Annotated in this window: 10 protein-coding genes; 5 read left to right on the top strand and 5 right to left on the bottom strand. The window is 56.2% G+C overall.

Annotated elements, in window-relative coordinates; translation table 11 throughout:
• Window positions 1-84 precede the first annotated feature (84 nt).
• From CGZ80_RS18730 to CGZ80_RS18720, 3 genes are all read left to right on the top strand, one after another.
• The gene (locus CGZ80_RS18730; RefSeq protein WP_094417214.1) at window positions 85-1,200 is read left to right on the top strand and encodes an EAL domain-containing protein; all 1,116 of its coding nucleotides are present in this window, start codon (window positions 85-87) and stop codon (window positions 1,198-1,200) included.
• Window positions 1,201-1,642: 442 nt separating this feature from the next.
• The gene (locus CGZ80_RS18725) at window positions 1,643-3,175 is read left to right on the top strand and encodes a hypothetical protein (protein ID WP_103296541.1); all 1,533 of its coding nucleotides are present in this window, start codon (window positions 1,643-1,645) and stop codon (window positions 3,173-3,175) included.
• A 70-nt stretch (window positions 3,176-3,245) separates the two neighbouring features.
• Window positions 3,246-4,550 carry a polysaccharide biosynthesis/export family protein gene (locus CGZ80_RS18720; protein ID WP_094417212.1) on the top strand — a complete coding sequence of 435 codons (1,305 nt, stop codon included), beginning with the start codon at window positions 3,246-3,248 and terminating at the stop codon, window positions 4,548-4,550.
• 30 nt (window positions 4,551-4,580) lie between these two features.
• Here CGZ80_RS18720 and CGZ80_RS18715 read toward each other — a convergent pair whose 3' ends face one another.
• Complete coding sequence (locus CGZ80_RS18715) at window positions 4,581-5,435, bottom strand: carbon-nitrogen hydrolase family protein (protein ID WP_094417211.1); 855 nt, start codon at window positions 5,433-5,435, stop codon at window positions 4,581-4,583.
• 51 nt (window positions 5,436-5,486) lie between these two features.
• On the opposite strand from CGZ80_RS18715, the gene sthA reads away from it, so the two are divergent.
• Window positions 5,487-6,872 carry a Si-specific NAD(P)(+) transhydrogenase gene (gene sthA, locus CGZ80_RS18710; RefSeq protein WP_094417210.1) on the top strand — a complete coding sequence of 462 codons (1,386 nt, stop codon included), beginning with the start codon at window positions 5,487-5,489 and terminating at the stop codon, window positions 6,870-6,872.
• Here sthA and CGZ80_RS18705 read toward each other — a convergent pair whose 3' ends face one another.
• From CGZ80_RS18705 to CGZ80_RS18695, 3 genes are all read right to left on the bottom strand, one after another.
• Window positions 6,873-7,997, bottom strand: a complete 1,125-nt coding sequence (locus CGZ80_RS18705; RefSeq protein WP_094417209.1) for a DUF2235 domain-containing protein — start codon at window positions 7,995-7,997, stop codon at window positions 6,873-6,875.
• 145 nt (window positions 7,998-8,142) lie between these two features.
• A complete protein-coding gene (locus CGZ80_RS18700; protein ID WP_094417208.1) occupies window positions 8,143-9,381 on the bottom strand; it encodes a M20 family metallopeptidase in 1,239 nt (412 codons plus the stop codon).
• A gap of 137 nt (window positions 9,382-9,518) precedes the next feature.
• A complete protein-coding gene (locus tag CGZ80_RS18695; protein WP_094417207.1) occupies window positions 9,519-10,823 on the bottom strand; it encodes an NAD(P)/FAD-dependent oxidoreductase in 1,305 nt (434 codons plus the stop codon).
• Between the two features lie 183 nt (window positions 10,824-11,006).
• Between CGZ80_RS18695 and CGZ80_RS18690 the strand changes: the two genes are divergently transcribed.
• A complete protein-coding gene (locus tag CGZ80_RS18690; RefSeq protein ID WP_094417206.1) occupies window positions 11,007-12,056 on the top strand; it encodes an NAD-dependent epimerase/dehydratase family protein in 1,050 nt (349 codons plus the stop codon).
• Window positions 12,057-12,620: 564 nt separating this feature from the next.
• On the opposite strand, the gene CGZ80_RS27690 is transcribed toward CGZ80_RS18690, so the two are convergent.
• A complete protein-coding gene (locus tag CGZ80_RS27690; protein ID WP_143544028.1) occupies window positions 12,621-12,848 on the bottom strand; it encodes a hypothetical protein in 228 nt (75 codons plus the stop codon).
• Between the last annotated feature and the right edge of the window lie 151 nt (window positions 12,849-12,999).

The following is a 12,999-nucleotide window of genomic DNA, read 5'->3' as shown; positions in this document are numbered from 1 at the left end:
TTTTGCAACCTAGGATTTCGCAGTTCCCCCCACGACCGATGCGTTGTGGAGTAGTACGCTCGTCTTCTCCGGTAATCTCTCGCTATGAGCTCGGTAGATAGCTCCACCCCAGAACGAATTAACCAAGGAACTGCCGCTGGCGGTGATGTTTGGTTTTTGTCGGGAGCACTCGAAGCGCGAGATACGTTGCGGCATCTGCCTATCGACGAAGCTGAATTTACAGTCGGTCGCAAACCCGGTTGTTCGCTGAAACTTCAGTTCAATACTGTCAGCGGCAAACACGCTGTCCTGTCTCTGCGCAGTGGTGTCTTGTACCTGCGTGACCTAGGCAGCACGAATGGTACCTACGTCAACGGCGAACGTATCACCGGCGAAGTTGCAGTCGACGAAGAAGACCTGATCCACTTTGCCGAAGCTCCGTTCCGTGTACTGCGACAATCGCCAACCGGCCAGGCAACCGGGACGATCGCGCGAAACGTTTGCGACGAGGCACTCGCCCTCGTTCAGTTCGATCGAATGATGAGCGAAAAACTCGTCCGCCCCCACTTTCAGGTCATCGTCGAAATCAACAGTACTCATGTCGTCGGACATGAAATCCTTGGCCGTGGAAGCGTCTTCGGATTGGAATCAGTTGCGGCCATGTTTAACGCAGCCAGCCAACTGAACCTCGAAGTCGAACTTAGTCAACTTCTACGCTGGGAAGGCATCCGCGTCGGACGTGACCTCCCGCCACGCCCAAAACTGTTCGTCAACACGCACCCGAAAGAGATGGAGAACGCGGCACAGTTAATTGACTCGCTCGTCAAAGTTCGCCAGATCTCCGATAACACAGATCTTGTTTTGGAGATCCACGAAGCCAGCGTGACCAATCGCAAAGTCATGCGTGAACTGTCCGCTGCTGTCACCGAGTTGGACATCGAACTGGCCTTCGATGACTTTGGATCCGGGCAAGCCCGGCTCGCCGAACTGATCGAATCACGTCCCGACTACGTCAAGTTCGACATCAGTCTGATTCACGGTATTGATCACGCCGACGCGGCACGCCACCAAATGCTGGAAACGCTCGTCAAAATGGTACGTGATCTGGAAATCAAAGCACTCGCCGAGGGTATCGAAACAGCCACCGAAGCACAGACCTGTGTGGAACTCGGCTTCGATCTGGGACAAGGCTACTTTTACGGTCGCCCAACGCCTATCTAACCCCGACGTCGATCCAAACTCAGCCAAGCGGCTTTGCGAGGGCTACCCGACGCCAGATGCCGCACTTGTAATGCCCCGGGCAATGGGGACATCCCCTCTTCTTTTGCTTGCTAGCAAATCATCCCAGTCAAACCTTGCCGGTTGTAGCGGATCGATCGATCGAATCAGTTCTCGAACCGGTCGCATCATCGGTTTTATGCCCATGACCGTCCCAACCCGTCCGATCAACACGACGGGACCATTGCACGGTTCACCTGCGCGATCGGTACGACGCGAACACTCGAGACCTTGAAGAGTGCATCTCCCTGGGACGGTTTCAAACACCGACCTGGCACACTTCGAACTCGACCTCAACCTTTGTCAGGACCTGGATGCTATGAAGTGTAGAAAGCGAAATCGGAGTTCGCTTAACAGTCGACAGTTACTATTACTGTCGTTGGCGGTGTCCTGCGCGCCGGCTGCTTGGGCAGACGGGCAAATTCAAAAGTCGTACTACCTCCAGCCGATCTCTAAGTCGACTTCTTCGGCCGACCGCGAAGCCGAGGCAACGCGGCCCGCGTCCGGTCAATCACTGATTCCACGTCGCTTGCCCAAACCCGCTGGCCCTGCAACTACCGAATCTCGCGACGCGGTCATGGGACTGCCGATCGCAACGCCACAACCCATTGCAGTCGTTCATCCGGTTGTCGCAACCAGCAGCCTTGATGCCCTGCAGCCCCCCGAGACAAACCTGTTTGTCGAATCCGATCACGTCAGAGCACCACTTTCGGCTTTGCACCCTGACGTCACGGTCACGCCGATCGAAATCGCCGCGAAACGCTTGGCCCAGCTACGGCGTGAGAAACAGCAACACCGCGCAACACCCGGTACGCGTTGGTTGCAATCCGTCACGACCGATTCATGCCGTGAACGTAGCGAGCAGCACCTCGAAGACGCGTTTCGAGAATACCGGGTTGGTGCCTGGTCGTCAGCGGAAGCATCTGCGTGGAAAGCACTTGAACTGATGGCGACCGGCATCGACATCGCTAGCCAAGATCGCAATTCTGGCAACAAACTCGAGTCCGCTTCGGAAACACTTCGATCTGCGCGAACCGCTATCGACGAGGCTCGTGAGTTTCTCTCGGGTGGAGCTTCCATTGATCAAGAACGTCTCGACGCGATCGCTGCTTCGCATCGAACGGCACACGGATCGCAGCTATTCACTGGCGGAATGTCATCGACCGAAGCCGCTGATGCATACTTGGACTTCGCACGCGCAAGACTCGCCGAACTGGCCGAAGTCAACGTTGTCGCGGCACAAACGATGGACCTGCTAGCCGCGATTGAACTTGGCCGGAATCAGCAAGACCGACTCCCCGAAGAAACAGCCCTCTGCTTTCGCCGCGCGGCACTTCAAGGACAACCCGACAACAGCTCGTTGGCAGGGCGTCTTGGGATGCAGCTTGCCGATATGGGGTTGGATCGCGAAGCCGCGTTCACACTTCAGTTGGCGATGGAGTTAGCCCCCAACGAAGACGTTGTTCGTGTTCTTGCTAATGTGCTCGAAAGAAATGGCGAACACGACGCCGCAACGCGTCTTACGTCTCGCTTGCAAACGACGGACGGCTCTGCAGTCTCTTCCGCAGACTCGACGACGGTTGTGGAGCTCTCGCCGCAGGAATTCGCCGCGATCTCGCCACCGCTGAATGTTGTTCAGCCACAATGGACTGCTGCTTCGCAGCCGACTTCAGCAACAGGCACGTTCGCACCAAACAACCATCCTGCCGACCTTTCAACTAACACACTGCCGGCCAGTATTTATCCGGCCAGCATTCATCCGGCCAGTGCCCCATCCGCCCCGGGCACGCCCGCGAATCTTGCCGGTTTCCGTCGCCCAAGCACTGCGGCTCCACAGCCTGCCACACAGTCGAATGCACAACAAGTTCCGGCAAGCTCCCCAGTGAAGCGGCTGATGTCAAAAATGCGGTTCTGGTAGCCGCAACGACAATGCTTCACCGAGACCATTCAACCTCCCCTTTCGAAACATCGCGATCGGGACAGCGATCATGCAACTTTCAAATCCAGCAACGACCGATAAATTGCCAGCTTTTGTTTTTCAACGGTCCAGTCTCGGTTCACGCGATGTCTGCCAACTCGTGATCCGGCGTCTATTCCGCGTCACGCTGGGACTGCTGTTTTCTGTCGTTGCGATCAGCGGGGCGGCACAGAATCCGACGGATACGTTGGTAGCCAACCCCTTGGACTCACCAACAATCGAGCGACACCTCGAACGCGAACCCCAATGCGGTTGCCGCAACGTTCCCGGTGGCTATCCCTGCCCGTCGGGGTGCCCCAAATGCATGTCAGGGGTCGACTGCGCCGACCAATGTGGTGCCGAAGCTCGCTGGAAAGACATGCGGCCGATGGACTTTGGTGCGTATGGACCTGGCGGATATGCTGGACCATCGCGCTACGCGCACCTCGGCGTCTATCGCTTGCGTCCCGGTGATCAATTACAGGTTTTTTACCTAATCACGCGTCGACAAAACCAAGGCGAATACCGTCTGGCGCCGGGCGATCAAGTGCTGATCGAATCGGTTGCCGACCAAGACCTCCAACGTGGCACGCTCGATCGCGGCTTGGTGATCCAACCCGACGGCACGATCACCGTGCGTTTGCTAGGCCAAGTGCATGCAGCGGGTATGACCGTCAGCCAACTCCGCGAAGTGCTGGAAGAAAAATATAAAAAGCTCTACGACGAACCGTCGATCGACGTGACCCCGGTAGTTGTCAACAAACTTGCCGAAGACATTCGCAATGCGGTTGGTGGTGCAAGTGGCTTGCAACAGCAAGCGTTGACCGTCACGGTGATGCCCGATGGCAAGATTCGCTTGCCTGGAATCGGTGGCATCTGTGTCCAAGGCTTCTCGCTGCCAGAACTAAAGAAAGAGATCAACTTGCGATACCAGGAGATTGTGATCGGTTTAGAAGCCGAACCAATCTTGACGCAACAAGCTCCACACTTCGTCTACGTCCTCGGCAATGTCGCTTCGCCTTCACGGATTCAATTGACGACTCCAACAACGGTCCTCAGCGCGATCGCGCAGGCCGGCGGTAACACACCCGACGGAAACATGCGTCAGGTCGTCGTGCTACGCCGTGCAGAGGACTGGCGTCTGGTGTCGACAATGCTGGACTTGCAAGGTGCGATCTATGGAAAACGCCCCACGCCAACAGATGAGATCTGGCTCCGTGATGGCGACGTGGTCATAGTTCCTGCTCGCCCCATCGTACGTTTGGACAACTGGATCGAGCAGGTCTTCACTCGAGGACTCTATGGCGTACTGCCTGTCTCATTTGATGTGAACTGACATCGCGATAGATCGACTTCAAAGGGCAGCTCATTCAACGGGCTGTCCGATCTTGCCATAAAACTGTGGTTGCCGATCTGCGAATCGATCGATCACATGTTCGCCGGGAACACGTTCGATACGTTTCTTGCGTGACTGCGTGATGTCGACGTCTGCCCAGATCAATCCTTCATCGCTCCCCGGATTTTGTGCGAGCACCATGCCGTCCGGGCCACAGATCGAACTTCGACCGGCGAAGGTGGTTCCGTTTTCGCTTCCCACACGATTGGCCGCGGCAAAATAAATGTGGTTTTCGTGGCTGCGTGCGCGGGGGACGATATCCGCCACTTGGCAACCTTCGACAGGCCAATTGGTCGGCAAAACGACAATGTCTGCACCGCTAAGCGACAAACATCGGATCGGCTCGGAGAACGACCCGTCATAGCAGATCGCCATTCCAATCTGGAATGGAGTCGCCCCGGGAACCTCAATTGGTTCGAACGGCTGTGTCCCACGGTCGGTAAAGCGATCGATGCCCAAGTGAGGTAGGTGGACTTTGCGATACGTCCCAAGCACACCTCCACCACCGACTAATGCGCAAGCATTGTAAATCTGGTCATGTTGCCGCTCGACGAACCCGATGACTGCCAACAGTTGATTCTGCCGACAAACGTCCGCAATGGCACTGAATCGGAGATCGTGAATCTCAATCGCGGATTCGAAGGCGGCTTCCCTGTTATCAAACACATATCCAGATAACATGCACTCGGGAAAGACGACCAAACCAGATTCCGCTTCGGCCCCCCTGTCGATCTGACCGGCTTGCTCAAGCCACTGACAAACACGCTCAACGTTTTGATCGACTTTGGCGAACGTCACGTCGGATTGGACACAGGCGATCAACATCGTAAAACAAGCCTACGCACACGAGTACTTTTTAAAACCGACTGAATTGAAATGAGCGATTCGGACTTTGATTTTGACCTATTTGTCATCGGCACGGGACCCGGTGGTGAAGGCGCCGCGATGCAGGCCGGAAAAGGCGGTTTGCGCGTTGGGATCGCCGAACGCTATCGACAGATCGGTGGCGGGTGCACCCACTGGGGAACCATCCCCAGCAAAGCGCTGCGGTACACGATCACCAACACAATGAACGTGTTGAAAAATCCCGTGTTCCGCGAAATGGGGATCAACGCCAGCCCCACGATGGAACAACTGCGTCGTGGAACGGCCGAAATCATCTCCAAACAAGTCGCAATGCGGCAATCGTTTTACGATCGCAACAACGTTCCGATCCGTTTCGGTCACGCACGATTCGTCGATGACCACACCGTCATGCTCGAAGACGGCGAGACGATCCGGGCCAAAACATTCGTCATCGCGACCGGCGCACGCCCCTACCATCCGCCAAATGTCGATTTCAACCATCCCTGCATTCGCGATAGCGACACGATCCTGGAACTGGCCGAAAAACCCGGAACCATCACGATCTATGGTGCCGGCGTCGTGGGCACCGAATACGCATCGATGTTTCGCAACATGGGTGTGAAGGTCAACTTGGTCAACACGCGGAGCCGCTTGCTGGAATTCCTCGATGATGAAATCGTCGACGCACTGGCTTATCATTTGCGTGATCAAGGCGTTGTGATCCGTCATGACGAAGTCGTCGATCGCATCGAAGGCGTTGACGACGGTGTCATCCTGCACCTCAAGAGCGGCAAACGACTGAAATCGGATGTGTTGTTGTGGGCCAACGGACGCAGCGGCAACACCGAAGATCTCGGCCTGGAAAACGTAGGCCTGGAAGTCAACAAACGCGGACAACTGGAAGTCGACCAACAGTTCCAAACCGTGCGCGATCACATCTATGCGGTCGGCGATGTGATTGGCTATCCGTCGCTTGCCAGCGCCGCCTATACACAAGGTCGCGCCGCCGCGATGCACCTGCTCGAGCGCAAAGACGGCAACCTTCGGCTGGACGATATTCCAACCGGTATCTACACCAGCCCCGAAATCAGCTCCGTCGGAAAAACCGAACGCCAGCTGACCGAAGCGTGTGTGCCTTATGAAGTCGGCCAAGCTCAATTCAAAAGCTTGGCTCGCGCCCAGATCATGAACACTACGGTGGGAATGCTGAAGATTTTGTTCCACCGCGAAACGCTGAAAGTTCTCGGCGTCCATTGCTTCGGTGCGAACGCTTCGGAAATCATTCACATCGGCCAAGCCGTGATGGATTCGCAAGACCTGAATCTGGAATACTTCTTCGAAACGACCTTCAATTACCCGACGATGGCCGAAGCGTATCGAGTTGCGGCGCTCAACGGATACAACCGCCTGTTCTGATCAGACCGCGTCCCGATTGATCTCGTCCCGGCGTTCGATCTCCGGTTCAACGTCAAACTCCCGCGGCCAATTTCGGGGGCGATACTTTTGCGTCCGGTCTTCATACCGACGCACTGCGGTCTCGTGGATCAGCGGGCGTTGAGGCTCGCGTTTTCCGCTCGACCGAGCCAAAACACGACGGCGTCTTGCCAGGTGAGGCCTTGGGATTCTCATCCCAAACGTTTGCTTGGGAAACAATTCGGCCAGCCACCATCGCCACGTCAGCGAGGGATGGATCTCGTCTCCATCGATCTCGACCTGCGAACCGGCAAGCAGGGATTGTACGCGATCAGGGTCAAATACGACGCCCGCTTGAAACGCCTGCATCACCATCCACTTCATCGTGATCTTTGCCAGCCCGCTATGCGATTCCGGATAGCCACCGCCGACGTCGGAGTGTGAACCTGCGAACCAGACCTCCTTGAAATCCTGGTCGTCGCGTCGGGTGAACAGATTCTGTGTAAAGAACGCACGGTACTCGTCAATTGCAACCGCATGGCGAACCACACTCACGCTTGGATTGTTGGCCGAATAAGCGTAGCGAAGGTAGTCATACGCCCAGGATATTGAGGACACGGTGTCCCACAGGCCCAGAAAGATAAATGGCTTTTCGGGTAACGGCCGCGAGAACTGTTTGCGAAATCGAGTCAAACGTTCGAAGTCGATCCGTTTGTTGCGCCGTGCCTCGATCTCGTTCAATGCATACGGCACCATGTGGCGATTGCCGTGCCACAGAATCCCTACGCCATGCAACAGCGCGGCGATGATCCTTGCGGTGTAAGCACCTCTGCTAAATCCAAACAGATAGATCCGGTCGCCGGGCACAAAATGCTGGACGATGAACCAATAGGCATGCTCAATCGTTTGCCGATAGCCAGCACCAAAAGCAAGGCCCAAGGTTCGGCTGAAAGCCTGACCGGGTCGGGTCAGCGCCATCGACGGACTGAACGTCCCGACGCCGGGCGAATAGAACGCAACCTGATCTTCATTCGTCTGCAATGCATAATGCAAACGCAGGACATTGGTCTGGTCGATTTCGAACTCGTTCCCAGTTCCATCGCAACAAACGACAATGTTTTTGCCCATCCCTGACTCACACCCGTCTTTTTGAAACCTGTCGGTCCGCCCAAGCCACGCACCAACCTATTTCAACAGGCCAAGCCCCCCCAATCAACCGGACTGATCAACAACGCCCAGCAAACTCCCGCAGAGCGTTTAGGCTCAAATCGCGTTAAACTCGCAGCGCCGGGTCGAAGTATCGAATGGCGGTCGCTGCAAATAGCTGAATGCCGTGCGCGATTGCCTGTTCGTCAATGTCGAAACCACCGGTGTGCAGTGGTGACGAACCGACTTGCGATCCCGACACTCCCAACCGGAACATCGCACCGGGAACATGTTCAAGATAGTACGAAAAGTCTTCGCTGCCCATGCTTGGTGTTTCGATCCAATCAACCGCGGCGGGATCAAGCATTTCGACGATCGAATCGTGAATGAGCGCGACTAACTTCCGATCATTGAAAACCGCCGGTGCCGACGTGCCCCACGCGATTTTGATTTCGCAACCGAATTGTTGCTTCACTGCCTCGCTGATCGAATCGATCACTTCCAACGCTCGGCGTCGTGCGGAAGGGTGCAACGTCCGCAGAGTTCCGGACGCATACGCAGTATCGGGGATGACGTTCGAACTATGCCCTGCCTGAATCATCCCGACGGAAACAACCACCGTTTGATGCGGATCGATCGATCGATTCATCCGACGATAGAGCGAATCAATCCAAGCGACACAGGCTTCGATCGGATCAATCGCCAGGTGAGGCCTTGCACCATGGCCGCCGCGTCCAACCACCGTGATTTCGAATGTGTCGCAAGCAGCCGTCAACGCGTCATTCCGGATCCCGATACAGCCAACCTGCCGCGTCGGATCAACGTGCAAGGCAATGATCGCGTCCACATCACGTAACGCGCCGTGGTGAATCATGTGCAGGGCGCCTTCCGATGTCTCCTCTGCCGGTTGCAGAACCGCACGCACCGCGATCGGCCATGGCAGCTTGCCCGCCTGCTCCATTTTCTTGAGCACTTGCATTGCGCCCACAACAACCGTCGCATGGACATCGTGACCACAAGCATGCATCACGCCAGGTTTACAGCTGCGATACGCGACCGTCTTTTCATCCTGAATCGGCAACGCGTCGATATCGCCGCGAATTGCCAACCTTGGCGAGTCCGCCAAGCTGACATCCGTCACCAAATCCGCCGTCAGGCCACGCCCATCGCCAGCTAACTTCAACGGCAGATTCAGCGCGCCAAGACGTGCTTTCAGCTCGTTGGTTGTCAGCGTCTCTTCGCCCGATAGCTCAGGATGCTGGTGCAAGTGCCGGCGTAGGTCGATCCATTCCTGCCGATGTTCATCAACAAGTTGGTGGATATCGTCGATCCACGTTGCCGTTGAAGATTGTGTTTGTGGTTGCATGAAATCAGTATTTCCGTTGGTTGAACATCGATGCTGTCTATCTATCTCAATCACGACCGATTGCCAACGGCTGGCAGCGTGTTATTGCTCAAACTGCATGCTCCGCAAACTTTGCGAGCAGCAACATCAACACGCCGCTAAATCGCTCCCAGCAAACGAGTCGTCAACAAACGTGCTGCAACTCGCATTCCACTGCTCAACGCTCCATTGATGCTGGGGGTTTCTCTGTGATCGCCACAAACATAGACGTGATCCGGACATCCACCATCGATTTCACTGGCTCGAACCGTTTTGACCACTGTCTGCAAGTCAAGACGCGGCAAAGCATAGGGGATCCGGTAGGAGCGGACGAATTCCCATTGACCAACTTGGTCTCCAAACCACGACGTTGCCTGCTTCAACACCAAATCCGACAATCGTTCACAGTCTTGAGCCATCTGGTCAGCCGATACGCTCACCGAAATCAGCGTCGTGTCATTGGGTGCGTATTCTGGTGCGATGTCGCTGATCACGGTCATCGTTTGAATCGGTCCCGTTTCGTCACCCCGCAACATCAACATGCGACTGTTTTCGGGGGACTTGGGTGCCCGAAAATACATCGTCAACGCTTCGTTCCAATCGGTTTTCAGCTTCTCGATTCCCAGCAGACGTGCTGCCGCATCGCTTTCGGTCGCCACGACCACCTGCTTTGCTTCGATCGTTTGCCCATCAGACAACGTCAAACGGCTGCCGATTTCGTGATGTTCGATCGAACGAACCGTTGTGTTGAACTGGATCGTACCGCGTGGCAACGTCTCGACGAGCTGCCGGGGAATCGCAGCCATCCCGTCCGCGGGAACCGCAATTTGGCCGCTGGCAAACATCCGGAACACGAAGTCAAACATCCGGCGGCTCGTCTCCAACGATTCGTCCAAGAACACTCCGCCAAGAAACGGGCGAAAGAACTCGTCGATGAATGGATCACTGAGTCCGGCCGATTCCAGCCGGCTCTTCGTCGATTCGTTGGTCCGCGAATAGACGCCATCCAACGTCCCGCGTCGACAATCCGAACGAAGCTTGCCGACACGCAACTTATCACCCAGCGTGCCAACTGGCGACGTCGCGCAAGCGATTGCTTTGGCTGGCTGTCTCCAGGGGTCGGCCAAGGGCACAAAACGCCCGCCTTTTCGAACCAACGCGCCGGGACGGAAGGGCCGCAGACGCAACGCGTCATAGTCCAACAATTTTTCGCAGGCCGGATAAGCCGTCAACAAGACTTGAAAGCCATGGTCCAAGGCCAGGCCATCAACGCGATCGGTCCGTACTCGCCCCCCCACTCTGTCGCTGGCTTCGAGAACAAGGGCGGTCCGTCCCGCCGAACACAGCGTTTGGGCGCACGCCAATCCGGACAATCCGGCGCCGATGATGACCGTTTCCAACGAATTTGACAGGTTACCGCTCATGGCAATTTGCCGCTCCAAATGAATCAATGACTCTACCCGAACGGGCCGATAGCCGTTCCGTCGACGCCGAATACAATACGCCTAGCATAAGGTCGCTGCATTAATATTGCCCGGCGTCAACTCAGCTTTCGGCGATCAAACGCCCCATCAAATTTGAATCTTCCGATAAACAAGAAAATCAGCATGCGCGTTATTGTCACCGGATCAAGTGGACTGATTGGATCTGCCGCCGTTCGACACTGGGATGCCGCCGGTGCGGAGGTCATCGGAATCGACAACGACATGCGGGCAACCTTTTTTGGCCCTGACGGCAGCACCCGCTGGAATCAAACGCAGCTCGAATCGGAAACAAAGAATTTTCGCACCGTATCGATCGATATCCGTGACCGCGAGGCGATCTTGGATCTCTTCAAAAATGAGACGCCGGATCTGATCATTCACTGTGCCGCACAACCCTCACATGATCGCGCAGCGGCGATCCCGTTCCTCGACTTCGAAGTCAACGCGAACGGAACGTTGAATCTCCTTGAAGCGACTCGGCAGCACGCCCCCGAAGCGGTGTTCTGCCACATGAGTACGAACAAGGTTTACGGGGACGCCCCCAACGAAGTCCCGCTAACCGAGCTCGATACTCGCTGGGAATACGCCCGCGAAGAAGACTTTGGTGGCATCGACGAAAACTGCCGAATCGACCAAACGATGCACTCGCTCTTTGGCGCCAGCAAGACTGCGGCTGACGTCTTGGCTCAAGAATATGGAAAGTACTTCGGACTCAAAACGGGTATCTTCCGGGGCGGTTGCCTGACTGGGGCCAGTCACAGTGGTGTCGAGTTGCATGGATTCTTGAGCTACTTGGTGCATGTCGCCGTCACCGGAAAACCCTACACGATCTTTGGGTACAAAGGCAAACAGGTTCGCGACCAGATCGAGTGCAGCGATGTCGTGAAAGCATTTGAAGCGTTCTCACGCAACCCACGACCGGGCGAGGTTTACAACATTGGTGGCGGTCGCGACAACGCGGCCAGCGTGCTGGAATGTATCTCGATGATTGAAGAAATCGGTGGCCACAAAGTCAACTTCACGCTTGGTGACGAAAACCGCAAAGGCGACCACATCTGCTACATCAGCGACCTTAGCAAACTACGACGCGACTATCCCGACTGGGAGATTCGTGTCTCGCTAAAAGACATCCTGTCCCAAATGATCGCCAGCGAAGAAGCCAAACACGCTTAGTCACCCCATCAGCCGCAACCGCGATAGCGTGCGGTTACATACCCGAATTCCCATCAGCCGCAATCGCGATAGCGAGCGGTTACATGCCCGAGCCCCCATCAGCCGCATTCGCGATAGCGAGCGGTTACGTGGTCAGAATTCCCATCAACAACCAGGCCGGGCCTTAGGCCCGGCTCAACATGCTCGGGTGACCAATTCCCAGGCCCTACGGACCTGGCTAGGAAACTCGCCGGGGCGTTGCCCCTAAAACGAAACGCCTCCAAGGCGGAGCTCATTCGAGCATCAATGTTGATTGGTGCGTCCCATACGGCGCTTACGATGGAGCGTCACCGCCAACAAATGGTCCACCAGATCTACCACCGCCGCGACTCCCATCAGCCGCAACCGCGATAGCGTGCGGTTTCATGCTCAGATTTCCCATCAGCCGCATTCGCGATAGCGAGCGGTTACGTGGTCAAACTCCTATCAACAACCAGGCCGGGCCCTAGGCCCGGCTCAACATGCTCGGGTGACCAATTCCCAGGCCCTACGGACCTGGCTAGGAAACTCGCCGGGGCGTTGCCCCTAACACGAAACGCCTCCAAGGCGGAGCTCTTGCGAGCATCGACGTTGATTGGTGCGTCCCATACGGCGCATACGATGAACCGTCACCGTCGACGAATGGTCCACCGGATCCACCACCGCCGCGACTCCCATCAGCCGCAATCGCCATAGCGAGCGGTTACATGCCCGAGCCCCCATCAGCCGCAACTGCGATAGCGTGCGGTTGTGTGTGCACAGTGTTCGGATCATCAACTGATTCGCGATAGCGTGCTGTTTCCGTCAATGGCTTCGCCCCCGACTCCCCATCACTGGCGCAAACCAGCGACAACCGATGCTCCTGCAACAGCACACGCTTTCCAAAACGACGCCCGGCATCAAATCAACCAGCAACGATTCTCGT

Origin of the sequence: Rhodopirellula sp. MGV, from assembly GCF_002251265.1 — a bacterium.
GTDB classification, from domain to species: domain Bacteria; phylum Planctomycetota; class Planctomycetia; order Pirellulales; family Pirellulaceae; genus Stieleria; species Stieleria baltica_A.
The sequence above is the reverse complement of the archived record's forward strand: the minus strand, read 5'-3'. Positions and strand labels throughout refer to the sequence as shown.

Bases quoted from the DNA above. Each gene is read 5' to 3' on its own strand.
- CGZ80_RS27690 (WP_143544028.1), bottom strand. From the start codon at position 12,848: ATGATCCGAACACTGTGCACACACAACCGCACGCTATCGCAGTTGCGG.
- CGZ80_RS18700 (WP_094417208.1), bottom strand. From the start codon at position 9,381: ATGCAACCACAAACACAATCTTCAACGGCAACGTGGATCGACGATATC.
- CGZ80_RS18720 (WP_094417212.1), top strand. From the start codon at position 3,246: ATGCAACTTTCAAATCCAGCAACGACCGATAAATTGCCAGCTTTTGTT.
- CGZ80_RS18695 (WP_094417207.1), bottom strand. From the start codon at position 10,823: ATGAGCGGTAACCTGTCAAATTCGTTGGAAACGGTCATCATCGGCGCC.
- CGZ80_RS18690 (WP_094417206.1), top strand. From the start codon at position 11,007: ATGCGCGTTATTGTCACCGGATCAAGTGGACTGATTGGATCTGCCGCC.
- CGZ80_RS18705 (WP_094417209.1), bottom strand. From the start codon at position 7,997: ATGGGCAAAAACATTGTCGTTTGTTGCGATGGAACTGGGAACGAGTTC.
- sthA (WP_094417210.1), top strand. From the start codon at position 5,487: ATGAGCGATTCGGACTTTGATTTTGACCTATTTGTCATCGGCACGGGA.
- CGZ80_RS18730 (WP_094417214.1), top strand. From the start codon at position 85: ATGAGCTCGGTAGATAGCTCCACCCCAGAACGAATTAACCAAGGAACT.
- CGZ80_RS18715 (WP_094417211.1), bottom strand. From the start codon at position 5,435: ATGTTGATCGCCTGTGTCCAATCCGACGTGACGTTCGCCAAAGTCGAT.